The sequence below is a fragment of the Halorussus salinus genome, from assembly GCF_004765815.2.
Classification (GTDB): Archaea; Halobacteriota; Halobacteria; order Halobacteriales; family Haladaptataceae; genus Halorussus; species Halorussus salinus.
In genome coordinates this window covers 1322352-1346217 of the sequence record NZ_ML974127.1, presented here as the reverse complement: position 1 = coordinate 1346217, position 23866 = coordinate 1322352, and the positions used below count along the sequence as shown (strand labels likewise).

The window sequence follows — 23866 nt, the reverse complement described above, 5'->3', positions numbered from 1 at the left end:
TCTCGTACAGTATCACCAGCGAGAATCGGACGACGGTGGCGTGGTCGCTCGAAACCGCGCGGTCCGGACGTTCGGGACGAGTTCACCGGTCGGTCAGCGAGTCCCCCGCGAGGAGGCCGTCGATGGCACTGGCCCGGCGTTCGAGGTCCGCGAGGTGGCCCCGGAGGAGGTGGCCGGTCGCGTGGTCGCCCAGACTCTCGGCGAGTTCGATGTGACTGCTGACGCGCTCGATGGAGTCGCCGTAGGCGTCGCGGTCGTTCGCCAGCGAGGTTCGGGCGTCGTACACGTCTTCGCCCTCGAAGGGGACCGGACTGTGGCGCTCGAACGTCGCGGGACTGCTCAACGGGACGCCCCCGATTTCCCGAATCCGGCGAGCGAGCGCGTCGGCGTGGCGGTCGGCCTCGGCGGCCGCCTCGCGGAAGAACCGACCGAGGTCGCGCGAGTGGGGTCCGGCGACGCTCCACCGGTGCTTGCGGAGTTGGTGGGAGGCGACGACGCTCGCCGCGAGGTCGAGGTTCAGAGCTTGGACAACCTGTTCGGCCTTCTCGGTGTCGAAGCGGACGGCGTTCTCCTCGACGGTGCCCGCCTGCTGGAGTACCTGTCGCTGGTGGCTCATGTGGATTGACCTCCGGGTCGGCTACCACCGGCGGGCGCTTAAGCCTACTCGCAGGGTAGGTCTGGGTACCACAGGTTCAATCGAGGAGCGGAGAAAAGGAGAGGACACGTATTTTTCACTCTGGCGCGCGGGCGCGGCGGTTTCATGCGCCGCGCCCATTCGCGCGAGGGATGAGCAACGCAGTGAAACGAGTAGCGCAATCGGTTGGGGAGGGTGTGGCCCGCGGCCGCGGTACGGTGCTGTGCGGCCTCCTTGGAGTCGGCAGTAGCTAGCTTCGGTTCGGTAGTCGCCGGTATCGATTATCTGTAAAAAGACACCTCCGCAGACGATAGGTCTCCACGGACGATATGTCGCCGAGGACGAGAAGTCTCCGTAGACCATACTCGTCCGCAAACCGCACACGTCCGCAAACCGCACACGTCCGCAGACCGCACACGTCCGCAAACCGCACACGTCCGCAGACGACACAGTTCCTCACTCGTCCAGAACCGGAATGAACTCCCGGCACTCCGCCAGCACCGTCGGGTCCAAGTCTGCCACCAAGTCGCGCTCGCCGCGGTTCAGGCCCGCCTGCACGCTCCCGTCCGGGCGGACGACCCGCGACCGTCCGGCGTACTCGGTGGGGCCATCTACAGCCTCTCTGGAGCCATCCACGGTCTTCTTCCCGGTCCGACCCGCACCGACGACCCAGCGAACCCCGTCGAGCGCGCGGGCGCGTAAGAGGAGTTTCCAGTTCTGGCTGTGGGCCGCGGGCCACGCGCCGACGACGAGCAGTGCCTCCACGTCCGGAGTGGCGAACGCCGCGCTCTCGCCGACGAAGTTGAGGTCGAAGCAGGTTAGCAGGGCCGCGGTCCCGACCGGCGTCTCGACCGTGACGCGCTCGTCGCCCGGTTCGAGGAGGGCCTCCTCGTCGCCCCAGAGGTGGCGCTTGCGGTAGACGGTGGTCTCGACTGCATCGGTCCCGGTCTCGGCTCCGACTTCGCCGTCGCCGCGGTCGCTGTGCGGGTCGAGGTACGCCGCGGCGTTGTAGTACTCGCGGCCCCCGCCGGACTCGTCGGCGGCCTCCTCGACGAACCCGACGAGGAGCGCCGTGTCGGTCGCGGCCGCGAGGTCGGCCAGTCGGCCGAGTTCGGGGGCGTCGCGCGCGAGCGCGGCGTCGTGGATTCGCTCGTCGCCGACGAATCCCGTCAGGGCGTACTCGGGGAAGAGCGCGAGGTCTGCGTTCGGAGCGAGGTCGGTCACGCGCTCGCAGACGGCGTCGAGGTTCGCCGCCACGTCGAGGTCCGCGACCGCCATCTGGCAGGCCGCGACCGTCGGCGGTGGTGCGCGGGTCGTGGTCTCGCTGTGGATTGGGGTCTCGGTGTGGGTCTGCTCCTCGGTCACGTCCGGCGACTCGAAGCGTGACGAGAAAAGCGTCGGGGGTCACCGCTGGTGGGGTGCCTCCTCGGACCGAACCGTCGAAAAGGCACGGACGAGGAGGCCGCCGCGAATTCTACACCGATAATCGTCGTTAATCCGCTCTTGAGTAAATATTTTACCCGCGGAGCGCAAAGGGGTGTGTATGTCCCAACAACCACTCCAGCGCCGGGAGCGCCTCTACATCGACGGTGAATGGCACGAGGCCGACGACGTGCTCGAAGTCACCGACCTCGCGGACGGCGGGTCGTTCGCGCAGGTCGCGGCCGCCAGCCCCGAGCAGGCCGACGACGCGCTCGCGGCGGCACAGCGCGCCCAGTCGGAACTGCGCGAGACGACCATCCCCCAGCGCGTCGAATGGCTCGAAGCCATCGCCGAGGGCCTGCTCGAGCGCAAGGAGGAACTCGCGGAGGTAATCGTCCGCGAGGCGGGCAAGCCAATCTCGTCGGCCCGCGGCGAGGTCGAGAGCGCCGCCGAGCGGTTCCGCCGCGCGAAGGAGGAGGCCCGCTCGCTCAAGGGCGAGTTCCGCGAGGGCACGACCGCCGGACACGAGGGCTGGGAGGCCATCGTCAAGCACGAGCCAATCGGCACCGTGCTGGCGATTACGCCGTACAACTACCCGGTCTCGACCACCGCGCTGTCGGTCGCGCCCGCGATGGCCGCCGGGAACTCGGTAATCCTCAAGCCCGCGAGCGACACGCCGGTCAGCGCCGCGATTCTGGCCGACGTAATCTCGGAGTTGGACCTGCCGGACGGCGCGTTCAATTTCGTCTCCGGCAACGCGAGCGACATCGGCGACGTTCTCTCGGGCGACGAGCGCGTGAACGCCATCTCGATGACCGGTTCCAGCGGCGCGGGCAAGCACGTCGCCAAGGAGAGCGGCATGGTCAATCTCCACATGGAACTGGGCGGGAACGCGCCCGCGGTCGTCTTCCCCGACGCCGATTTGGGCGACGTGGCCGGGCAGTGCGCCAAAGGGTCGTTCAAGTACGCCGGACAGCGCTGTTCCGCGGTGAGCCGAGTGTTGGCTCACGAGGAGGTTCACGACGAAATCGTTGACCTGCTGGAAGCCGAGATGGATAGCTGGCAACCCGGCGACCTCTTCGAGGAGGACACCACGATGGGGCCGCTCATCAACGAGGGGCAGGCCGAGTGGGTCGAGGAGCTAGTCGAGGACGCCGTGGAGAAGGGTGCGGACCTCGTTCGCGGCGGCGAGCGCGACGGCGCTCACTTCGAGCCGACCCTACTGGCGAACGTCCCCCACGACGCCCGCATCGTCCACGAGGAGCAGTTCGGTCCGGTCGCGGCGGTCACGACCTTCGAGGACGAAGAGCAGGCCGTCGAGATAGCGAACCGGGGCGACCTCGCGCTCGACGCCGCCGTCTTCACGAGCGACTACGACCGCGCGATGGAGTTGAGCGACGAGCTGGACGCCGGAGCGGTGCGCATCAACGGTGCCCCGAGTCACGGCCTCGGCGACATCCCCTTCGGCGGGAACAAGGCCTCGGGCATCGGTCGGCAGGGCCTGCACACGACCATCGAGGAGATGGTCCGCAAGAAGAGCATCGTCCTGTAGAAGTTGCTCCACGAGAAAGGCATCGTCCTGTAGACGGGTCGGCGCTCCTCTGCTGGAGTCTCTTTTCTATCGTCGTGGTGGCGTAATCGCTCGTCAGTGACCCGATTCGGCGATTCGTGTGGGAATCGCGTGAAAAAGTATTAGTCTGCGGTCGGACTACTCGAAAGCGAGATGGCGAGGAGTATCGAATTTTCTGGCGGCTCGCTCGGACTCCTCGTCTGCGGGTTCCAACTGGTCGCGCTCTCGTTGCTCCTCGTCTTCGTGGCGCTTCCGCTCGACGATACCGCCAGCGTCGCGTTGGCGTTCCTGTTCGGGTCGGTGGCCGTCGCGGCGGTGGTCGGCCTCTGGCGGACGGCGACCGGCGACGACGAAGGGACGCACCTCGGGACGCCCGAGGACATCACCTACGACCCGTTCGCCGACCCCGGACAGGCCGCCAAGGACAGGTGGGAGAAGGCAGTCCGCCGACTCCCCGGCGAGGACGACGAGCGGGACTGACCGCCGGGCCGTCGGCACGCTCCGGAGTGACTGTTCGTCGTCGGTGCGCTCCCGGCCGACTACTCGTCGCCCTCCTCGGAGTCGAGACCGAACGTCCGTCGGATTCGCTTCGACAGCGCCTCGCGTAAGTTCCGAAGATCGGACTCGCGGCCCGTTCCGAGTCCGGCCGCCTTCGAGTCGCGGTCCGTGGCGTCGGTCTGCGCGACTTCCGCGTTCACGTCGCGGTCCGTGGCGTCGACCTGCGCGACTTCCGCGTCGCGGGGATACGGAAACCGATGCGCGCGCCACGCGTCGGGGAAGGCGTGGCGGTCCGGGAGGTCGAGTCCCCGCCCGGCGATGGTCTCGGCGTCGAGGAGGGAGTAGACCGCGCCCTCCTCGTGGAACAGGCCGTTGACGCGACCCTTCTCGCGGGGCCTTCGGAGGTACGCCGGGCGGAGCATCAGGCTCCAGAAGAAGTCGCCGTCGAGGGTTCCCGCGTCGTGGAGTTCGCGGATGGTGGGCGCGAGGCTGGCGAGGTTCGGCGCGAATCGGGACGGTGGCTCCTCGAGGGTGCGTTGCCACTCGGTACACCAGAGCGGTTTCGGCGCGTCGCGTCCGGCGACCTCGGCGGCGATTTCGTCGGCGAGCGCGCGCTGGTCGCCGACGTACTCGCGGGCCGCCGCGCGATTCTTTGGGAGGTTCATGTGGAACTGGTAGGCGTCGAGCGCGTCGTCGCGGTCGTAGACGCGGGCGAAGCGCACGTCCTTGGTGCCCATCGTGAGCGTGGCCTCCGGCGCGGCGTCTCGGACGGTTTCGAGCGCGTCCAGTACGAAATCCCGGCGAGGTTGCACGTCGCCGGGTTCGTTCATGATTTCGGTCGCCAGCAGGCGGTCGTCTTCGGCGTACTCCTGTGCCCAGCGCCGCGCGAAGTGAATCGGCGAGCGGTCGTAGCCCCTCCAGTTTCGCGGTTGGAGGATTTCGGGGCGGGACGGCGAGTGGACGCCGAAAGCGTTCTCCGGGTCGGTCGCGTGCAAATTCCCGTCGGTCGGCGGTGCCTCCGGCGGAGCCTCGAAGAGCGCGACGACCGGTTGGATACCTCGTTCTTTGCAGGTCGTCAGGAAGTGTTCGACGTGGGCGAAGAAGGTGGGGCCCTCCTCGCGCCAGTACTCGTAGGACGCGAAAACCCGGACGCTGTTCAGGCGGAGTCGGGCGGCGTAGCTCAGTTCGCGCTCGATGGTCTCGTTCTCGTAGTTCGCCCACATCTGGTAGGCGTTCCAGTCTTTTTGGGGAAGGTAGACCGCTCCGCGGACTCCGCGAAGCGACTCGTCTCGGGGGGTGTCGCGCCGACCTCCGTGGAGGGTGTCGTCTCGGCGGGCCGCTGTTCGCTCTCGGGTTCCGTCGTCGTCCACGAGGAGCGAGAGCGAAGCCGCAGACAAAAGCGTTCGGTCGGGTCGGACGACAGGTAACCATCGAGGGAGTTTCGGCGTTCGATGTGTCGAGGCGTGCGCCACGTCGGACCGTGGTACGCGGAGCCACCATTTCCGCTGTTTCGTCTGTTCCGCGAGGTATATAAATACCCCCACCCCGTCGTTCCTCTGAATCTCCTCGGGACCGTAGGGGTGGGTGAACGCGAGGCCAGTGCGGTTCGGTTCCTTTCGTACAGTGGATAGTCGAAATAGGCTACTTTGACTGGTTTGCGGATACTATTTCTATGGCTAGGACAAGAAGGTTTTCATCTCTAGAGGCCTCCCCACGGCTACCCTCCCCTCCCCATCTCTCACGATATTCAGCGGAACGATGGGGTGGGGGTGTTTCTTAAGTAACTCGTTCAGATGAATCAGCGGAATCAGCGGAACGGGTGGTTTCGACAAGTTGAAGGCCGACCCACTACTCGGCCACGAGTACCATGGGCTCTTTCGATTTCGTCAGGGAATACTCTCCATACACCAATCGAGAGGCGCTGTTGGACGATTACACGCCCGACACGCTGGTCGGACGCGACGACGAACTGGAGGAGTACCACGGCGCGCTCCAACCGGCCATCTACGGCGAGCAACCCGACAACATCTTTCTCTACGGCAAGGCTGGCGTCGGCAAGACCGCCGCGACCAGATTTCTCCTGAACAAGCTAGAGGACAACGCCGAGGAGTACGAGGACTTGGACGTTCGCACCGAGATAATCAACTGCGACGGCCTGAACTCCTCCTACCGAGTCGCCAGCAACCTCGTCAACACGATGCGACCGCCCTCGAACCACATCAGCGAGACCGGCTACTCCCGGTCGCAGGTCTACGACATCATGTGGCAGGAGTTGGACGACGCGGGCGGCATCATCCTCATCGTACTGGACGAAATCGACCACCTCAAGGACGACTCCATCCTCTACCAACTCTCCCGCGCCCGCGAGAACGAGAATCTGACCGAGGCCCGCATCGGACTCATCGGCATCAGCAACGACCTCACCTTTCGGGACTCCCTCTCGCCGAAAGTACGCTCGTCACTCTGCGAGCGCGCCATCTCCTTCTCGACGTACGACGCCAACGAACTCCGCGCGGTCCTCGAACAGCGCAAGAACGTCGCGTTCAAAGACGACGTGCTGACCGACGACGTGGTGCCGCTGTGCGCCGCGTTCGGTGCCCAAGAGTCCGGCGACGCCCGCAAGGCCCTCGACTTGCTCCTGAAAGCGGGCGACCTCGCCCGCGAGCAGAACGACGAGGAGGTCACCGAACAGCACGTCCGGCGCGGGCGGCAACTCCTCGAACGCGAGCAGGTCGCCCGCGGCATCGCGGACCTCAACGACCACGAACGCCTCGTCGTCTACGCCCTCGCCACGCTGGAAGCCGAGAGCGACACGCCCGCCCGCTCCCGCGAGATTTACACCCGGTACAAATCCTTGGCGGACGCCGCGGGCAAGGACTCGCTCACGGCGCGCTGGCTCCGCGAGCATCTGGACGACCTCGCGATGCTCGGCATCCTCAACGTCACGGAAATTAACGAGGGGTCGGCGGGCGGCAAGTACCGCGAGTACGACCTCCAGCAGGACCTCGCGGTCGTCTTGGACGCCCTCGAAGAGACGTTCGAGTCGATGGGCGTCCACGCGAGCGTGAAAGGCTACCTCTGAACCTTTTGCTGCGGGCGGCGCATGAACGCGCCGCCCTTGCAAAACGTTCATGAAAAACACGGCGGTCGTCCCGTTGGTCCTCCCTTGGTCCGCTCGCTCGTCGCGTCGCGCGGCGCGGAGCGCCGCGCTCTCTCCTCGTTCGCGGTCGTCGCGCTAGCCCGACCGCACTCCTCGCCTCCGGTAGCCGCACCGCAACCGCCCCGCCACCGCAAACCGCACAGCACCGCAACCGCCCCGCCACCGCAAACCGCACAGCACCGCAACCGTACCGCCCTGCAATCGCACAGCACAACACCGCGACGGCACTTCGCGCGCGCGTCTCGTCCGAATTTCCGCTACCTATTCGGTTCTCGACGGAATAGTCGGGCGCACGAATGGTCGAAGTCGGCGACCACTACCGACCGGTGCGCGGCGACTCGAACGACGCCAGCGCGGACGACCCCGGCGAGAGCGGCGGCCCCGTCTACCGCGTCGTCGGCGCGAGCGACGAAATCGCACTGCTCCGCGTCACTGACGCCGAGGAGCGCCGCGCGCACACCGGCGACCTGCGTCACGTCACGCCCGAGACGCTGGCCGAGGAGTTCGCGCGCGCCGAGAACCCCGACGCGGGCTTCTCGCCGATTGCGGAGATAGCGAATCTGCTGTCGGGGCTGTACTGGAGCGTCCGCCGGTTCTTTTGATAATCCTCGACCAGTGTTTGAGGTGCCTATAGATTGCTTAAGCGCGTATATTTGTTTCTCATCGGTCGGATGGGTCGTCCCGAAACCAGTGGCGAACTGCTCGCGTATCGACTCCTCGTCGGAGGAGACTGCCGTCGCCGAACCGCGGACTCCTCAGCGGTTCACTCTCTCCCGAGCGACCGAGAGGACGAACGACACGCCGACTACAGTTCCGAAGAGCGGAAAGACCTCGTAGGTCCGGAGGACGCCCTCGTAGCCGACCAGCGGGAGCGTCCACTCGCCGACGAGGTAGCAACCGGAAGTCGCCGTCCCGAACGCGAAGTTTCGATTCAGTCGCGCTCGTTCGCCCTCGGTGCGCGCGTATCGTGAGTAGAACAGTCCGCTGAGAAGTATCGACCCGACTCCGGCGACGGCGAACAGCGACTCGACTATCACGTTCCCGACTGCCGGAGTCGAAACAAAAAGCGCTGTCGTCACGCGCCTGCCAACTACGCGCAACGTCAGCGAGGCGATTCTGCCGCACGGGGTGGCGCTACCGTTATCGAAACGCACGCGTCGAGTTGACCACCGGGTATTTGCGGTTCGGCGTGCTACTCGCTCTGTACTCCGCCGCGGTGACACCGCGGCAGACGAGCGAACGGGGAACGGGGACTCACCGTGGCACTCGACTACCAGCGCGTCATCGACTGGCTGGACGACCGCATCGTGAACCGGCCGGGCAGAATCGTCGCCGTCTTCCTCGTCGCGACCGCCGTCTTCGCGGTCGGCGCGACGCAGGTCTCGACGGAGGCCGGGACCGAGAGCTTCGCCGAGGACGTGCCCGAGCAGACGGCGTTAGACGCGGTGAACCGCGAGTTCGAACCGCCCTTCGGCGCGGGCACCGCGACGACCCAACTCATCCACACCGGCGAGAACGTCCTCTCGAAGCGGGGCCTCGTCCGGATGCTCACGATTCAGGAGCGCATCGCCGAGCGCGAGGAGCTTCGCGTAATCGGCGCGACCGGTCCCGCGAGCATCGTCGCCCAGACCTTGGACCCCGAAGCGACCACGCCCGAGGAGCAACGCCGGGCGGTCGAACGCGCCTCGCCCGCCCGCATCGACGCCGCGGTCCGGCGGGCCGCCCGCGACAACCCCTCGTTCCGGACGCTCCTCAGCGAGGACTTCAATCCGCAGTCCGCGCGGGCCTCGTCGTCGATTACCGTCGTCGAACACGCGATTCCCGAACTCGCCGAAGACGAGCAGGCCGCCGGGTCGAACCCGCTCACGCCCATCCAGCGCGAGATGCAGTCGATTACCGCCTCGGCCGGTGGCGACGTGCGCGTCTTCGGCGCGGGCATCATCGACGCCGAGTTCGGGTCGGTCATCGGCGACACTCTGCTCGTCGTCGTGCCCGCCGCGGCGGTCCTCATCGTCCTCTTCCTCGTCGTCGCCTACCGGGACCTCGCGGACCTCCTGCTCGGTATCGTCGCGCTCGTGATGGCAATCGTCTGGACGTTCGGCTTCATGGGCTGGGCGTCCATTCCGTTCAACCAGATTCTCATCGCGGTCCCGCCCCTCCTACTTGCGGTCGGCATCGACTTCGGCATCCACGCGGTCAACCGCTACCGCGAGGAGCGCGTCGAAGGCTTCGGCGTCGCCGACTCGATGCGGACCGCGACCGACCAACTGCTGGTGGCCTTCTTCATCGTCACGACCACCTCGGTCATCGGCTTCGCGTCGAACCTGACGAGCCAACTGATTCCCATCCGGGACTTCGGCGTGGTCGCGTCCGTCGGCATCGTCTTCACCGCGCTCATCTTCGGCGTGTTCCTGCCCGCCGCGAAGGTCCTGCTCGACTACTCGCGCGAGACGTACCCCATCCCGACGTTCAGCCAGACGCCGCTCGGCTCCGAGGAGTCGTCGCTCGGGCGCGCGCTGACCGGCGGCGTCGGCATCGCCCGGCGCGCGCCCGTCGTCTTCCTCCTGCTCACCGCCCTCCTCACCGCTGGCGCGACGGGCTACGCGACCGGCGTGGACACCTCCTTCACCCAAGAGGAGTTCCTGCCGCCCGAACAGACCCCCGACTACCTCCTCGCGCTCCCCGAACCGTTCCGGCCGAGCGAGTACACCGTCACGCGGGACATCAACTTCCTCGAAGACAACTTCGAGACCGGCGAGGACGAGGAGGTGGTAATCTACGTCGAGGGGCCGATGACCCGCGACACCGCGCTCGAAAGCATCCACCGGGCGGGCGCGGACCCGCCGGACAGCTTCGTCGTGGAGGACGGCCGCGCGAGCGAACGGAGTATCGTCACGGTCATCCAGTCGCTCGCGGCCACGGACCCCGAGTTCGCCCGCCTCGTCGCGCGCAACGACCGCGACGGCAACGGGATTCCGGACGACGACCTCGCCACCATCTACGACGCCGTATTCGACTCCCAGTACGAGGCCCTCGCGCGCCAGTACCTCACCGAGGACCGCCGGAGCGCCCGCGTCGTCTACTCGGTCGAGGCCGACGCGCCCGACGCCGAGGTCACGGCCGACGCCCGCCGGGTCGCGGACCGCTACCGCTTCGAGGCGACCGCGACGGGCAACATCGTCGTCTTTCAGGCCATCGCGGACCTCATCTTCGAGTCGGCCATCGTCAGCCTCGCGGTCGCGCTCGCTGGCACCGCGATATTCCTCGTGGTGGTCTACGGGATTCTCGTCGGCAGGCCGACGCTCGGCGTCGCCAACCTCGTGCCAATCGTCGTCACCGTCGCGGCGCTCGCGGCCACGATGCGGTTGGTCGGCATCTCGCTCAACGCCTTCACCGCGACCGTGCTAGCTATCACCATCGGTCTCGGCATCGACTACTCGGTCCACGTCGTTCATCGGTTCACCGACGAGCTGGAAGAGCAGGGCGCGTCGGTGGCGGACCGCGACCCCCTCGTCGCGCTCCGGCGGACTATCACCGGGACCGGCGGCGCGCTGACGGGAAGCATGCTCACGACCGTCTTCGGCATCGGCGTCCTCGTCCTCGCGGTGTTCCCCGCCATCGGACAGTTCGGCCTCCTCACCGCACTGAGCGTCGTCTACTCCTACATCGCGTCGGTACTCGTCCTGCCCTCGGTGCTGGTCGTCTGGGCGCGACTCACGGGCGCAGGCTCCCGCGCCGACGCGGCGGGCGAGTCGGAGGCATCCGGTCGGGACTCGTCGGACGGCGCGGCCGCTCGCGGCAAGGTGGAGTAGCGTCGCCACTCGCGGCGACATCGAGTAGCGAAAAAAGTCGCGTCGAAGGTCGGTCGAATGCTGGCCGAGGAGTCGCCGGGTCAGGCCGACGCGTCGGCGACTACCGGGACGACCGCCGGAGCGACCATCGAGGAGTTCTCGGCGGTCGCGTCCGGGAGGTCGCCGGGCGAGACCTCCTCGCCGTCGAGGAGGAACGTCGCGTTGTTCAGGTCGCCCTCGGCGGACACGTCGGTCACGCGACCGACGAACTGGTAGGCGTCGGCGTCGTCGCCGTCACCGACCTGTCCGGTCACGGTCGAGTCCTGAATCTCGTCGGTCTCCTCGGTCTGATTCTCGACTGCTTCGACCGTTCCGGCGAAGGAGATGCTGTAGTTCAGCGTCTCTCCCTCGCTCTGGATTTCGAGCGTGTTTCCGGCCTGTGCCTCTTCTTGGGTTTGGTTACCCGCGGCGGCGTCCGTCTCGTTGGCTACTTGGGTCGTCTCGTTCCCCGCCGCGGTGGTCTCATTTCCCTCTGTCGTGGTCGTCGTGGTCTCGTTGCCTCCTGCGTCGGTTTCGTTCGCTGCGGTCGTGGTCGTCGTCGTCTCGTTCTGCTGGTCGTCTTGCTGGCCGTCCTGCTGGCCAGCACCGGCTTCCACGACCTCGAACTGGACGATGTCGGTGTTGTCACCGTCGTCCACTTCGAGCGTGTAGGTGCCGGGTTCGACGTTCTGGGCGCTCAGGTTGACCGACCAGACGCCCGTGCGGCCCCACTCGTCGGTCGCGGCCGAGTCGAACTCGGCGGCGCTCGGGCCGTCGATAACCTCGACGGTGATGGTGTTGTCGTCGGGCCGCCGGTTCGTCACGCCCCGGACGAGGATTTCCTGCCCGACTTCGATGGGCTGAACGTCGGTCCGGAGACTGGGCGTCGGCTCGCCCTCCGCCTCTCCTTGCGGCACGATGGCCGAGACGGAGGTCGCGGCGTCGGCGTAGCGGAACGTCTGCATCAGCGTCAGGTCGTCGCTACCGGCTTCGTCGGTCGTCTCGTCGGTGATGCGTTCGCTGACCTGCTCTTGGGTCAGTCCGGTCCCGAAGGTCGCGATCCACGATTCGAGTCCGGCGATGTCGGCGTCGTCAACGCCCGGCAGGACGCCGTCACCGACGACGGTGTCCCGGCCGAGGCCGATGACCATGCCCCGAATCTGGCCCTCATTGAGCTGGCGTCCCTCGCGGGTGACGAGTTCGATGTCGTCCTCCTCGAAGATGTCGTTGTCGTCGACGCTGACCGTCTCGGTGACGGTCCGGCCCCGCGAGTCGATCATCACGACGAGGACCTCGTCGAGACCGGGCGCGACGCCCGTGACCTCGACGGTGCCGTCCTCGACGGCGACTTGCTGGTTGTACGTCTGGAAGACGTAGGTCGCGTCCTCGCCCTCCGTGTCGTTTTGCTGTTGGTTCTGGAGTGCCATCGGTGAAGTGCCTCCGAAGGCCGCGGCCAGCGACGACCCGCCGCCGAGCGTCGGCTCGGTGACGATGATGGAGGTCTGTTCGCTGGTCGCGCTGCTGAACTCGGAGGTCGTCAGCGTCTCGGCGATGTCGCCGTTCTGAGTCACGTCCACTGCCTCGACGACGCCCAAGCGGTAGCGGCCGGGGATGCTCAGGATGTCGTTAGCTTGCGAGAGGGTCACGTCGCGCTCCTCCCACTCGCCGTCGGCGTCGACGCTGATGAGGTCCTGCTGGCTGAACTCGCCGTCCTCGTTGATGTCCACGAGTTCCCAGTCGCCTTGGTCGCGGACGTACACTGCCACGTCGTCCACGCCGGGCGCGGCGGTGCCCCGCACGTCGACTTCCTGACCGGCGATGTAGGTGCCCGCGGGACTGTCGATGTTGAGTTCGCCCTCGCTGATGTCCAGCGAGAAGTCGTCCTCGGTGTCGCCGAGGTCGTCGGCGATGTCCGAGAGGTTCTGGTCGGACTCGTACAGGTTCACGTCCACGCTCGTGTCGTCGAGGTACGTGGTGTCTATCTGGCCGACGCCGAGTCCGGTGTCGTCGTCCACTTCGATCTGCGCCCACGCGAGGTCGGCCTCGCCGTCGTCGTTGGTGTCGAGGCTACCGCGGTCGATCACGTCCTCCACGTCGCGGAAGACGCGCTCGTCGACTTGGTTGTTCCGGAAGTCGGTGTCCTCGATGGTGACGATGTGGGTCGCGCCAGCGGTCGAACCCCGGACGGTGTACCGGACGTTCTGACCGCGCGTCGCGTCGTCGTTTTCGAGGTCGAGGACGACGTTCTCGTCACCGGTCACCGAGATGGTGGTCGAGCGCGTGGCCGCGCCGAAGTCGAGGTTGTCCCACCCCTCGACGGTGATGGTGTAGTCGCCCGCGTTCTGGTCGCTCAGGTCGATAGCCCAGTAGGCGGCTTCGAGGTCCTGCGTAGGCTGACCCTCGGTCTCGTTGAGCTGACCCAGCCCTTGCAGGTACTCGATGCCGGTCTCGGTACCGCGCTGGCCGGGGTTCTCGATGAGGTCGGGGTTCTCGGCGTACGGGCCCTGTAGTCGGTCGAGTTGGGCCTGCGAGAGGTCCTCGACCTGCGTGAGCACGTCGCCGGTGATCTCGTTGCCGTCCTCGTCGCTGACTTCCAGCGAGAGGTCTTCGGCGCGCTGGAAGTTCCACTCGCCGCTGATGAGGAGCGTTTCGTCCTCTTGGACGGTCGAGCCTTCCACGTCGACGCCTCGCTCGTTGAAGACTTCGAGGTCGGTCACGCGCGGCGTCTGGACGGTCACGCCGATGTTCGCGGCGCGGCCGTCGACGGCGTACTGACCGAGTTCTTGGTCCTCGGGAATCGGCGATTCGAGCGGAATGCCTTCCGCGTTACCCGAGACGCCGATGAGGTTCGACGGGTTGATGTCCTGTCCGTTCTCTCCGACGAAATCTACGTCGTCTTCACCTTGGAAGACGACCGGTTTCTGCTCGGAGACGACAACGTCGTTCGGTCCGCCGACGCCGGGATTGAACGTGGCTTGGTCGCCGCCACGCTGCACGTCGGCCGCGGCCGTGACGCCTGCGACCATCGACAGCACCAGCAGTGCCGAAAGTACGATGGCGCTCGTTTTCTCTCTCGATATTCGTGTCGGAATTCTCATTTTGTCTTGTCGTTCGGAGTTCGGAAACCCCAATCGCTGTTCGTTCTACGTTCCCCCATTCCGGTGTCGTGAATTTGCCAATCTCTCTGTTTCACACCCCTGCCGGTTTCCGGCTTTCACCTCGAATAGCGAGACGCCCGATTTCTTCTTAAAGAGCGAAGACCGTTTTCGGCGGCCGCCGGTAAGTATTGGCTAATACCGTCCGGAATGTGGTGAGTACCGGTCCCGTATCTTGAGTTACTCACATAGGCCGAGAATATCCTGCGCCACCACTCCGGATAGGCAGACAGTAGTATCGGAAGACGGTCATACCTCGTAACGAACGAACTACCCGCTTCACTGCGCGACGAGAGCGAACCCCGGCATAGAACGCGGTGTTACGCCGCTTTTCGACGGCGATGAACCCGACGAAGCTGTCGCCGGAGAAACTATACGACAGTAGAGGAGTTAGGGTATCTCAACTGGTACGTCGTTCTCGGGACGAGACTGTCGCCGGACTCCTCGGACATGATGCTGACGCTCTCTTATATGGCGTTATCCGGCGATTGTGGCCTCTCGGACCCCCCGAGGGCGAGTTAGTTGCGGGCTATCGACGGTAACAACGCGTAGTCTACTCGCAAACGTTCGTTACCCGCCGAACGACTCGTCGAGACCGAGAAACCGGCAAAATCCGGCGACAGTGGCGGACCGCTCGCGGACGACTCACTCGCGGCCGCCCACGGACGACTCGCTCGTGACCGCCCGCGGACCCGCGGTACTCGCGTTCCGGGTCGCAGTCCGGGACTCGTTCGCCGCTCGCGGGAGGATTCGCACGCGAACGCTGTCGCTCGACGCGCCGTCGTCGGCTTCGACGGTGTAGACGCCCGGTTCGACGCCCGAGGAGTCCAGTCGAACCTCCCAGACGCCGTCGGTGTCCCACGAGTCGGTCGCCGCGAAGTCGAAGGCCGCGGCGCTCGGTCCGCCGACCACCTCGACGAAAATCGTGTTGTCGTCCGGTCGGAGGTTCGTCAGGCCGCGGACGACCACGGTGTCGCCGACGCGAATCGACTCGACGCTTCCCGTCGCGTTCGCCGCCGACTGGGCGACGACCTGTTGGATGCTCGTGCGCGCGTCGGTGTAGACGAACTCCTCGGCCAGCAGGAGGTCGTCGCTCCCCGAGTCCTCGACGGTCTGGTCGTAGTAGAGTTCGACCAACTGCCGTTGGGTCCGCGAGATGGGGCGGCCGCCCGACCGCTGGCCGACCGTCTCGCGGAACGCGGCCTCGAACGCTCGGAGGTCGGCGCGACTCGCGTTCCCGACCTCGCCGTCGCCGACCTCCTCGTCCCGCCCGGCGGCGAGGACCGTCGCCACGACTCGCCCCTCGGCCAGCGGCGTCCCGTCGTCGGTGACGAGTTCGAGGTCGTCCTCCTCGAACGCGCCGTCGTCGTCCACCGGGACGAGTTCGGTGGCGACCCGCCCTCGGCGGTCGAACAGCGCGACCAGCACCTCGTCGGTCCCGGTCGCGGTCCCGCGGACCGCCACGGCTCCGTCCTCGACCGCGACCTGTCCCGCGATATCCCGGAAGACCGTGGCGTCGAACGTCGGGGCGGTCGGGTCGGCGGTGTCGGTCGCGTCGGCGTCAGTCGCGTTGGTGTCGTTCACGTTGTCGTCGGTCTCGCTGGCGTCGCTCCCATTGTCGCCGCTCCCGTCGGCGTCGGTGGTGGTCTGCTGGCCGCGGTCGGCGACCGTCGAGGAGTGGCTACCCGTCGGGAACTGACCGACCGCCGAGGAGTGACCGACCGCCGAATCCTGTCGGTCGCCCGGCGTCGCGGTCCCGGCCGCGAACACCCCGGACACCGTGAACACCGCGAACACGGCGAGGAGTCCGAGGAGCGCGGCCCCCACTACGAGCGCGGTCTGTGCGCGGTGTCGTCGCCGATTCCGGTCGCCCATTCGACCAGTCTATCGACGCGCCCGCTCAAGAAGTTCGTGGCGGCCGCGGCGGGGCGACGCTCCCAGTGGGTCGCGGCTCCCGACCCGCTCCGCGCTCACGGGAGGAGTCGCGCGATGGCCTCCTGTTTCCACCAGACCAGCGCGCCCAGCAGGACCACCGCGACGCCGAGACCGACCAGTATCGGCGAGATGCCGCCGGTCGGGAGGCCCAGTCCGCGGCGCTGGCGCTCGGTCACTTCGACCGGCACGCGGTAGGTGTCGGAGAGTACCGTGTCGCCGCGCGCGTCCTCGTAGGTGAAATCGACCGAGACGGGGTAGACCTTCGGAATCGACCCGCCCGCCGCGGCGACCCGGAATTTCATGGTCGTGGACTCGCCCGCGTCGAGTCGGGAGACGAACGCCTCGTCGTTGTCGCTGGACAGGGGGTCGCTGGCGAACAGTTTCGCCTCCACGTCCCGGAGCGTCTGGTTGGCGGTGTTGGTCACCCGGACCTCGATGACCTCGGAACCGCCGACCGGGAGCGACGCGTTGACCGGTTCGACCCGGAACTCGTCGCGCTCGGGGGCGACCGCGATACGGGCGTCTATCGCGTCGCTGACCCGCAGGTCGCCGTCGCGGTTCCGGTAGCGCACGCGGTAACTGACCTGCCGCGGGCCGGGTTCGGCCTCGCCGTTCACGTCGATAGTGTACTCGAAGGGGACCGACTCGTTCGGGCCGAGGCGACCGAGCGCGTACTCGGTCTCGCGGGCGTCCAGATTCGGGTTGTTCGTCTGGAGGACGAGGACCGCGTTCGAGACCGCGCGCGCTCCTCGGTTCGTGACCTGTCCGGCGATTTCGCCGGTCTCGCCCACCCGGAGCGTGCCCGTGACGTTCTCGACGCCGAAGGTCTGTTCGTCGCCGACGACGACGCGAGCGTCGAGACCCTCGCTGAGTCGCAGGTCGCCGTTCCGGTTCCGGTAGCGCACGAAGAACGTCGCCTGTCGGGGGCCGGGGTCGGAGGTGTTGGGCACGTCCACGGTGAACTGGAAGGCGGTCTCCTCGCCGGGGTCGAGGTCGCCGACCGCGACCTCCTGCTCGCGGGGGACGAGGCCCGAACCGCCGCCGAAGACGACCACCGCGTTCGAGACCGGCACGTCGGCGGTGTTGACGACCGTCCCCGAAACCGTCCCCGAGTCGGCGACCTGTATGTCGGCGCTCACGTCCCGGACCGCGAAGGTGCGCTCGCCCGCGACCGACACCGCGGCGTCGAACGATTCGGAGTAGCGAATCTCGTTGTCGGCGTTCCGGTAGCGAATCCGGAACGAGACGGGCCGGACGCCGGGGTTCGACTCGTTGGGCACCGCCACCTCGAACGCGAAGTTCGCCGACGCGTTGGGCGGGAGGTCCCCGACCGCGAACTCGCGTTCTATCGGTTGGAGTCCCGAGTCCTGCGTCTGGAGGACGACCACCGCGTCCGAGACGTTGGTCTCGCCCGTGTTGACGACGGTCCCCGAGACGGTCCCCCTGTCGCCCGCCAGCAGTCCGGAGGCGGTCGCGGCCACGTCGAAGGTCTGCTCGCGCGCGACCGCGACCGGCACGTCGATGGGGTCGCTGGTCCGCTGGTCGCCCTCGGCGTTGCGGTACTGGACTCGGAACGGGATGCGCCGCGGCCCGGCGTCGGTCCCGTTCGCGGTGTCGATGCGGAACGAGAAGTTGGCCGACTCGCCCGCCGCGAGGTCCCCGACCGCGAACTCGGTCTCGCGGGGCCGGAAGTTGGGGTTGTCGCCACCGACGACGACCACCGCCTCCGAGACGTTGGTCTCGCCGGTGTTGACGAGGCGGCCGCTGACCACGCCGGTCTCGCCGACCCGGAGCGTGCTGAAGACATCCCTGACCGCGAAGGTCTGCTCACCCCCGACGGCGACCCCGAACGTGAGCGGTCTGGACCGCTCGCGGACTCCTCGGGGGTTCGTGTACGAGACCGAGGCGTCGGCGAGGTACGTGCCGGGCGCGGTGTCCTGACTCGCACCGACCGAGACGGTGAACGTCTCGGTCTCGCCGGGGTCGATACGCCGGAAGAAGACGCTGGTCTGCTGTTGGGGGTTGTCTCCCCCGCCGAAGAAGACCGAGGAGTTGGCGACCGACAACTGGACGCGAGCGTCGGTCGCGGGCGATGTTCCCTCGTTCGTGACTTCGAGTCGGTAGGTCGCGGTGTCGCCCGCCGTTATCGGGGTGAGGTTCTGCGCGCGAACGTCGAACTGCGGGCGGTCCTCGACGACGACCTCGAAGTAGGCGGTCTGGGTTCGCTGGTTGTCGCCGTACTCCGGCGCGCGGTTCGGCCCGTAGCGCACGAAACTGGTGTAGTCGTAGGTCACTTCGACCGGAATCTCGTAGGTTCCGGGTTCGACGGACTCGGAAATCTCGACGTTGAACCCGAAGGGTCCCGAGACGCCCTCCGGGACGCTCCCGGCGAAGACCTCGCCGGTCTCGACCTGTAGCTCGCCCGCGAGTTCGTCCGGTAGTCTCTCCTCGTCGATGTCCAGTCGGACGTTCCGCGCGGTCGTGACGCGCTCCTCGAACTCGGAGGGACCGCCGCGGTCGAGGTCGCCGTTGTTCGAGACGAACACCTCGAAGACGGCCTGCTCGCCCGGTCCGAATCGGTTCTCGGTCGCCGAGAGTTCGAGGTTCGGGCGACCGACGACCGTGCCCTCGTCTTGGGCGCGTGCGACCGCCGAGCCGAGTCCGGCGGTCGGCCCGATTCCGGCGGTCGGCCCGATTCCAGCGGTCAGTCCACTTCCGGCGGTCGGTCCGCTTCCGACGGCCGGTCCGCTTTCGGTGTCCAGTCCGCTTTCGGCAGTCGGTCCGCTTCCGGGCGGGCCGACCGCGGGGAGGAGGCCCGCCGTGACCACCAGTCCGACCACCAGCAGGGCGGTGGTTTTCATGCCCTCGTCTCCGTGCCGAGGGACAATAACGCCCCACGCGGTCGTCGCGGCTTGAAGTCGGGAAACGACCGCTTGACTACGTTCTGGTCGTCGTTTCGTCCCCGCCGCTGCCGCCGCGCGAGAAGAGGAACAGCGCGAACAGCACCGGCGAGACGAGCGCCAGCGCGATGACGCCGAGGACGACCAGCGCGCCGAACGGGAGCGTGCCGAAGAGGCCGCCGCTCTCGCCGCCGCCCTCCGCCTGCCCGGTCACGGTCAGGTCGCCGACCATCGTGGTCGGGTGGACCGTACAGATGTAGGTGGTCATCGCTGGCGTCGCGGTGAACGTCACCGAGGCGGTCGCGCCCTCCTCGGAGACGAGTTCGCTCTCGACGATGGCGTTCCCGTCGGCGTCCTGAATCACGATGTTGTGCGGTTGGCCGTCGAGGTTCTCGAACCAGAACTCGTACTCTCGGCCCGCCTCCAACTCGACGGTCGGGTTCGACTGCCCCTCGATTGCGGCCGGTGCGCGACCCTGCCACGCCGCCACCTCGCCGCCGAACCGGTAGGTCTGTGTCTGGGCCGCGGCGTCGTCGGCGAGGAGGGCGCTCGCGCCCATCCCCGCGGCCGCGCCGCTCGTGCGGACGAACGCCCGGCGAGTCACGCCGTCGCCGCCGCTCTCGTCGGGTTCCGATTCTCCCCCGGCCTCGGCCGAGTCCCCGCGCGGTGCTGGCGAAGAGTCCCCCGTCATCTCCTCTGGTAGTGAGGCCGCGAGTCCCCAAGAGTCCACGGGCCGGAGTTCGAGAACCCACGGCTCACAGTCGGAGAGTCCGCGGACCTCGCGGCGTCTCGCCTCGTCCGCGACGCTCGCTCGCGCCCCGAAAACCACTACCGTCCGGCGGTCGTCGCTCCGCCATGAACGAGCGAACCGGCTTCGTCACCCAACTCGGGATGGACTACGAGACGGCCTTCGACGTGGCCGCCGAGTTGGAGTTCGACTTCGTGGAACTGCTGATGGACGGCGACCACGAGCGCCAGCGCCTCGACCCCGCGGCGGTCCGCGAGGCGGCCGCCGACCGGGACCTCGACCTGCTGGTCCACCTCCCGTTCGCGCTCGACATCGGTTCGACCTACGAACACGTCCGCGAGGGCGCGATTCGGGAACTCGTCGCCGCGAGCGAGACCGCCGCCGAGATGGGCGCGGAGAAGGGCGTCGCCCACGCCTCCTCGAAGGCGTGGGGTCCCGCGTGGGACGACGCCGACCTCCGGGAGATACTCCTCGATTCGGTGCGCGAGGTGGACGCCGAAACGCCCGACGAGTTCGAGGTCTGCTTCGAGAACATCCCCCGAGGAGCCTTCTCGACCGGCAACTTCCCGGACCTCCTCGCCGACACCGAGGCCGCGATGACCCTCGACACGGGCCACGCTCGCGTGGACGGACTCGACTCGGCCGAGATGGCGGAGTTCGTGGCCCGCCACGCCGACCGCATCTCGCACTTTCACCTCAACGACACCCGGAAGGCCCAAGACGAACATTTGCCGTTCGGCTCGGGCACCATCGACTTCGAGGAGGTACTGGGCGCGCTCCCCGACGACTGGGCGGGGACGCTCTCGTTGGAGGTGTTCACGCTGGAGTACGGCTACATCGGCGTGAGCAAGGAGTATCTGGACGACGTTCTCGGGCGCTTCGAAAAGTAATCGAACCGGTCGGGAGCGTCTGACGAGTCGAGAACGTCAGTTGCAGTCTTGAACAGCGGAACTACTGCGACGCGAACTGCACCGCGACCGCGAACTGCACTGTCGCCGACAAAAAGGAGTTACCGCAACCGCACCGCGACCACAACTGCACAGCACCGCAACCGCGAACCGCACAGCACCGCGCCCCGAACCTCCCCGCGTGCATCTGCGCTCGCGCAGTTCTGCGCGAGCGCAGACGCGGCGCATCCCGTGGTCTGCGAAGATACGCGATTCGGTGGTCGGTGACAGTTCGCGTCTCCGTGGCTGTAACAGTTCGCGCGTCGATAGCTGGCGGCCTCGTTCGCGGTCGGGGCGTCGGCGACGATTGCCACCGACGAATCCTTTTCGGCGCGCCGCCGAATGGTCGAACGCATGACCGACTCCGACCCCGAACTCCTCGTCGCTGGCGAAGCCCTGATAGACTTCCTGCCCGACAGCCCCGGCCCGCTCGCGGGCGTCGAGAACTTCTCGCGGCGCGCTGGCGGCGCGCCCGCCAACGTCGCGGTCGCGCTGGCGCGACTCGACGCCTCCCCGTGGTTCTGGACTCGCGTGGGCGAGGACCCCTTCGGCGACCTCCTCGCGGAGACGCTAGCGTCGTTCGGCGTCCCCGACCGGTTCGTCGAGCGCGATTCCGACGCCAAGACCGCGCTGGCGTTCGTCAGCCACGACGCCGACGCCGACCGCGCGTTCACCTTCTACCGCGACGGAACCGCCGACACGCGCGTCGAACCCGGCGGGGTTCCCGACGAGGCGTTGGACTCGGTGTCGTGGGTCTACGTCGGCGGCGTGATGCTGGCGGCCGACCCCGGCCGCGCGGCTACGCTCGACCTCGCAGAGCGCGCGACCGAGCGCGACTGCACCGTGGTCTTCGACCCGAACGCCCGCCCGGAGTTGTGGGACTCCGACGACGAGTTCGCCGAGGAGGTCCGCGAGATGCTCCGGTACGCCGACGTGGTGAAGGCTACGCCGGAAGACCTCGACGCGGCCGGATTCTCCGGCGAATCGCCCGAAGACCTCGCCGCGGCGGTCTCAGACGCCGGACCCCACACCGTCCTGCTGACGCTCGGCGACGCGGGGGCGTTCGCCCGCTCGACCGACGCGGCCCCGTGGGGGTCCGGCGCGGCCTCCCACGGCGGCTACGAGGTCGAGTCGGTCGAAGACACCACCGGCGCGGGCGACGCCTTCACCGCCGGGGCGCTGGCCGCGTTCGCCACCGGAACCGGCGAGCGAGCGAGCGGGCGAGCGGACCCGACCGACCTCTCGCTCTCGGACCTCCTCGGGTTCGCCAACGCGGTGGCGGCGGTCACGACTACCGCGCCGGGCGCGATGACGGCGTTACCGACGCGCGAGGAGGTCCGGCGGTTCCGGGAGTGAGGACGCCCCGAGGTTGCCAACGGACGGGCGGGCGAGAATCGGCCGAAGTCCCGGCTTTCGCACCCAAAACGAAAAGACGCTGTACGTCGTTGCTGTACGTCCATGCGCTCACCGACCGCGGCCGGACCGGCCTCGAACCCCCGACTCGCAACCTCCGACTTTTCGACATGACAGGCGACCAATCGAGCGACGACCGAGCGACCGACCGGCAATCGACGGACGAGCGACCGACCGACGACGAGGGCGGCGGCGCGGCCCCGACTGAGGGCCTCCTCGTCGTCTCGAACCGGGAACCCTACAGCCACTCCTACGACGGCGACGAGATAGTCGTGGACCGGCCCGTCGGCGGCCTCACCGCGGGTCTCGACCCCGTGATGCAACGGGCGTCCGGGACGTGGATAGCGTGGGGCGACGGCGACGCCGACCGCGAGGTCGTGGACGACGAGGACCGCGTTCGCGTCCCGCCCGAGGACCCCTCCTACACCCTCAAGCGAATCTGGTTGGACGACGACGAGATAGAGGAGTACTACTACGGCTACAGCAACCAAGTGCTGTGGCCGCTCTGTCACAGCGACCGCGGGCGCATCACCTACGAACCCCGATTCTGGCACCGCTACCGCGAGGTCAACGAGCGGTTCGCCGAGGCGGCGAGTCGGGAGGCCGAGTCGGGGTCGCTGGTCTGGTTTCAGGACTACCACTTCGGTCTCGCGCCGAAGATGGTCCGGGACCGGCGCGGCGACGACGTGACGCTGGCGCACTTCTGGCACATCCCGTGGCCGACGTGGGACGACTTTCGGGTCTGTCCGCAGAGCGAGCAACTGATGGAGGGATTGCTGGCCAACGACCTGCTGGGCTTCCACGTCGGCCGGTTCTGCGCGCAGTTCCTCGAAGGCGTCCAAGCCTGCTTCGACGACGCGGTGGTGGACTGGGACGCTGGCGTGGTCCACCGGGGCGACTCGCCGACGCTCGTCAAACCGTTCCCGATGGGCGTGGACGCCGAGCGCATCGAGCGATTGGCGGGGAGTGACGAGGCAGACCGGTTCTGGGACGAGTTCCGCGAGGAGCGCGCCATCGCCGACGACGCCGTCGTCGCCGTCGGCGTGGACCGCCTCGACTACACGAAGGGCATCCCCGAGCGCATCCGCGCCATCGAGTACTTCCTCGACGAGCATCCGGAGTACCGCGGCGAGTTCGTCTACGTCCAGAAGGCAAGCGAGAGCCGAAGCGAGATTCCGGCGTATCAGGAGCTACAGCGAGAGGTCTCGGCAGTCGCCGAGCGCGTCAACGAGCGGTTCGGGACCGACGACTGGAAGCCCGTGGTCAGCGTCACCGAGATGCTTCCGGCGGCGGCGCTGTACGGTCTCTACCGGCACGCCGACCTCGCGCTGGTGAGTTCGGTCCGGGACGGGATGAACCTCGTCGCCGAGGAGTACGTCGCGGCCCAACTGGACAACGAGGGCGCGCTGGTCCTCTCGGACTTCGCGGGCGTGGACGAGACGCTGGGCGACTACGCCTACACCATCAACCCCTACGCAACCGAGGAGTTCGCCGACACCATCCACCGGACGATAACCGACTCGCCCCAAGAACGGCGCAACCGGATGCGCCAGATGCGCCAACTCGTGACCGCCTACGACTTGGACGCGTGGATGGACGACATCTTCACGACCGTCGCCGCGCTCCGGGACGACAGCGCCGAATCCGCCTGATT

The 23866-nt window shown here is 67.5% G+C and carries 16 protein-coding genes; 8 read left to right on the top strand and 8 right to left on the bottom strand.

What is annotated here, in order from left to right; translation table 11 throughout:
* Positions 1–82 precede the first annotated feature (82 nt).
* Entirely contained in the window at positions 83–616 is a 534-nt protein-coding gene (gene dpsA / locus EPL00_RS06780; protein WP_135851219.1) for a DNA starvation/stationary phase protection protein DpsA, read from the bottom strand.
* Between the two features lie 474 nt (positions 617–1090).
* Positions 1091–1966: a carbon-nitrogen hydrolase family protein gene (locus EPL00_RS06775; protein ID WP_368407940.1), complete on the bottom strand. Its 876-nt coding sequence runs from the start codon at positions 1964–1966 to the stop codon at positions 1091–1093.
* Positions 1967–2177: 211 nt separating this feature from the next.
* Between EPL00_RS06775 and EPL00_RS06770 the strand changes: the two genes are divergently transcribed.
* Both EPL00_RS06770 and EPL00_RS06765 read left to right on the top strand, forming a co-directional pair.
* The gene (locus tag EPL00_RS06770) at positions 2178–3608 is read left to right on the top strand and encodes an aldehyde dehydrogenase family protein (RefSeq protein WP_135851220.1); all 1431 of its coding nucleotides are present in this window, start codon (positions 2178–2180) and stop codon (positions 3606–3608) included.
* A 171-nt stretch (positions 3609–3779) separates the two neighbouring features.
* A complete protein-coding gene (locus tag EPL00_RS06765) occupies positions 3780–4106 on the top strand; it encodes a sodium/proton-translocating pyrophosphatase (RefSeq protein WP_135851221.1) in 327 nt (108 codons plus the stop codon).
* A 59-nt stretch (positions 4107–4165) separates the two neighbouring features.
* Here EPL00_RS06765 and EPL00_RS06760 read toward each other — a convergent pair whose 3' ends face one another.
* Entirely contained in the window at positions 4166–5494 is a 1329-nt protein-coding gene (locus tag EPL00_RS06760) for a cellulase family glycosylhydrolase (protein WP_135851222.1), read from the bottom strand.
* 497 nt (positions 5495–5991) lie between these two features.
* Here EPL00_RS06760 and EPL00_RS06755 point away from each other — a divergent pair, with 497 nt between their 5' ends.
* The gene (locus EPL00_RS06755; RefSeq protein ID WP_135851223.1) at positions 5992–7206 is read left to right on the top strand and encodes a Cdc6/Cdc18 family protein; all 1215 of its coding nucleotides are present in this window, start codon (positions 5992–5994) and stop codon (positions 7204–7206) included.
* Between the two features lie 374 nt (positions 7207–7580).
* Positions 7581–7886, top strand: coding sequence for a hypothetical protein (locus tag EPL00_RS06750; protein WP_135851224.1), 306 nt, complete (start codon positions 7581–7583; stop codon positions 7884–7886).
* A 153-nt stretch (positions 7887–8039) separates the two neighbouring features.
* Here EPL00_RS06750 and EPL00_RS06745 read toward each other — a convergent pair whose 3' ends face one another.
* Positions 8040–8321 carry a hypothetical protein gene (locus EPL00_RS06745; protein ID WP_135851225.1) on the bottom strand — a complete coding sequence of 94 codons (282 nt, stop codon included), beginning with the start codon at positions 8319–8321 and terminating at the stop codon, positions 8040–8042.
* A 222-nt stretch (positions 8322–8543) separates the two neighbouring features.
* On the opposite strand from EPL00_RS06745, the gene EPL00_RS06740 reads away from it, so the two are divergent.
* Positions 8544–11096, top strand: a complete 2553-nt coding sequence (locus EPL00_RS06740; RefSeq protein WP_135851226.1) for an efflux RND transporter permease subunit — start codon at positions 8544–8546, stop codon at positions 11094–11096.
* 80 nt (positions 11097–11176) lie between these two features.
* Here the strand turns inward: EPL00_RS06740 and EPL00_RS06735 are convergent, their stop codons facing one another.
* From EPL00_RS06735 to EPL00_RS06720, 4 genes are all read right to left on the bottom strand, one after another.
* Positions 11177–14212 carry a hypothetical protein gene (locus EPL00_RS06735; protein WP_135851227.1) on the bottom strand — a complete coding sequence of 1012 codons (3036 nt, stop codon included), beginning with the start codon at positions 14210–14212 and terminating at the stop codon, positions 11177–11179.
* 702 nt (positions 14213–14914) lie between these two features.
* Positions 14915–16144 (bottom strand): hypothetical protein, encoded by a 1230-nt coding sequence (locus tag EPL00_RS06730; RefSeq protein ID WP_135851228.1) that lies wholly within the window; start codon positions 16142–16144, stop codon positions 14915–14917.
* Positions 16145–16239: 95 nt separating this feature from the next.
* Entirely contained in the window at positions 16240–19065 is a 2826-nt protein-coding gene (locus EPL00_RS06725; protein ID WP_135851229.1) for a COG1361 S-layer family protein, read from the bottom strand.
* Positions 19066–19141: 76 nt separating this feature from the next.
* A complete protein-coding gene (locus tag EPL00_RS06720) occupies positions 19142–19933 on the bottom strand; it encodes a cupredoxin domain-containing protein (protein ID WP_238398139.1) in 792 nt (263 codons plus the stop codon).
* A 26-nt stretch (positions 19934–19959) separates the two neighbouring features.
* Here EPL00_RS06720 and EPL00_RS06715 point away from each other — a divergent pair, with 26 nt between their 5' ends.
* From EPL00_RS06715 to EPL00_RS06705, 3 genes are all read left to right on the top strand, one after another.
* Complete coding sequence (locus tag EPL00_RS06715) at positions 19960–20742, top strand: sugar phosphate isomerase/epimerase family protein (RefSeq protein ID WP_135851230.1); 783 nt, start codon at positions 19960–19962, stop codon at positions 20740–20742.
* Positions 20743–21153: 411 nt separating this feature from the next.
* The gene (locus EPL00_RS06710; protein ID WP_135851231.1) at positions 21154–22155 is read left to right on the top strand and encodes a carbohydrate kinase family protein; all 1002 of its coding nucleotides are present in this window, start codon (positions 21154–21156) and stop codon (positions 22153–22155) included.
* 167 nt (positions 22156–22322) lie between these two features.
* A complete protein-coding gene (locus tag EPL00_RS06705; RefSeq protein ID WP_135851232.1) occupies positions 22323–23864 on the top strand; it encodes an alpha,alpha-trehalose-phosphate synthase (UDP-forming) in 1542 nt (513 codons plus the stop codon).
* Positions 23865–23866 lie beyond the last annotated feature (2 nt).

What these genes read in the sequence shown, in the direction of transcription:
- EPL00_RS06755 (WP_135851223.1), top strand. Translation starts at nt 5,992, where the DNA reads ATGGGCTCTTTCGATTTCGTCAGGGAATACTCTCCATACACCAATCGA.
- EPL00_RS06710 (WP_135851231.1), top strand. Translation starts at nt 21,154, where the DNA reads ATGACCGACTCCGACCCCGAACTCCTCGTCGCTGGCGAAGCCCTGATA.
- EPL00_RS06750 (WP_135851224.1), top strand. Translation starts at nt 7,581, where the DNA reads ATGGTCGAAGTCGGCGACCACTACCGACCGGTGCGCGGCGACTCGAAC.
- EPL00_RS06735 (WP_135851227.1), bottom strand. Translation starts at nt 14,212, where the DNA reads ATGAGAATTCCGACACGAATATCGAGAGAGAAAACGAGCGCCATCGTA.
- EPL00_RS06770 (WP_135851220.1), top strand. Translation starts at nt 2,178, where the DNA reads ATGTCCCAACAACCACTCCAGCGCCGGGAGCGCCTCTACATCGACGGT.
- EPL00_RS06765 (WP_135851221.1), top strand. Translation starts at nt 3,780, where the DNA reads ATGGCGAGGAGTATCGAATTTTCTGGCGGCTCGCTCGGACTCCTCGTC.
- EPL00_RS06715 (WP_135851230.1), top strand. Translation starts at nt 19,960, where the DNA reads ATGAACGAGCGAACCGGCTTCGTCACCCAACTCGGGATGGACTACGAG.
- dpsA (WP_135851219.1), bottom strand. Translation starts at nt 616, where the DNA reads ATGAGCCACCAGCGACAGGTACTCCAGCAGGCGGGCACCGTCGAGGAG.
- EPL00_RS06725 (WP_135851229.1), bottom strand. Translation starts at nt 19,065, where the DNA reads ATGAAAACCACCGCCCTGCTGGTGGTCGGACTGGTGGTCACGGCGGGC.
- EPL00_RS06730 (WP_135851228.1), bottom strand. Translation starts at nt 16,144, where the DNA reads ATGGGCGACCGGAATCGGCGACGACACCGCGCACAGACCGCGCTCGTA.
- EPL00_RS06705 (WP_135851232.1), top strand. Translation starts at nt 22,323, where the DNA reads ATGACAGGCGACCAATCGAGCGACGACCGAGCGACCGACCGGCAATCG.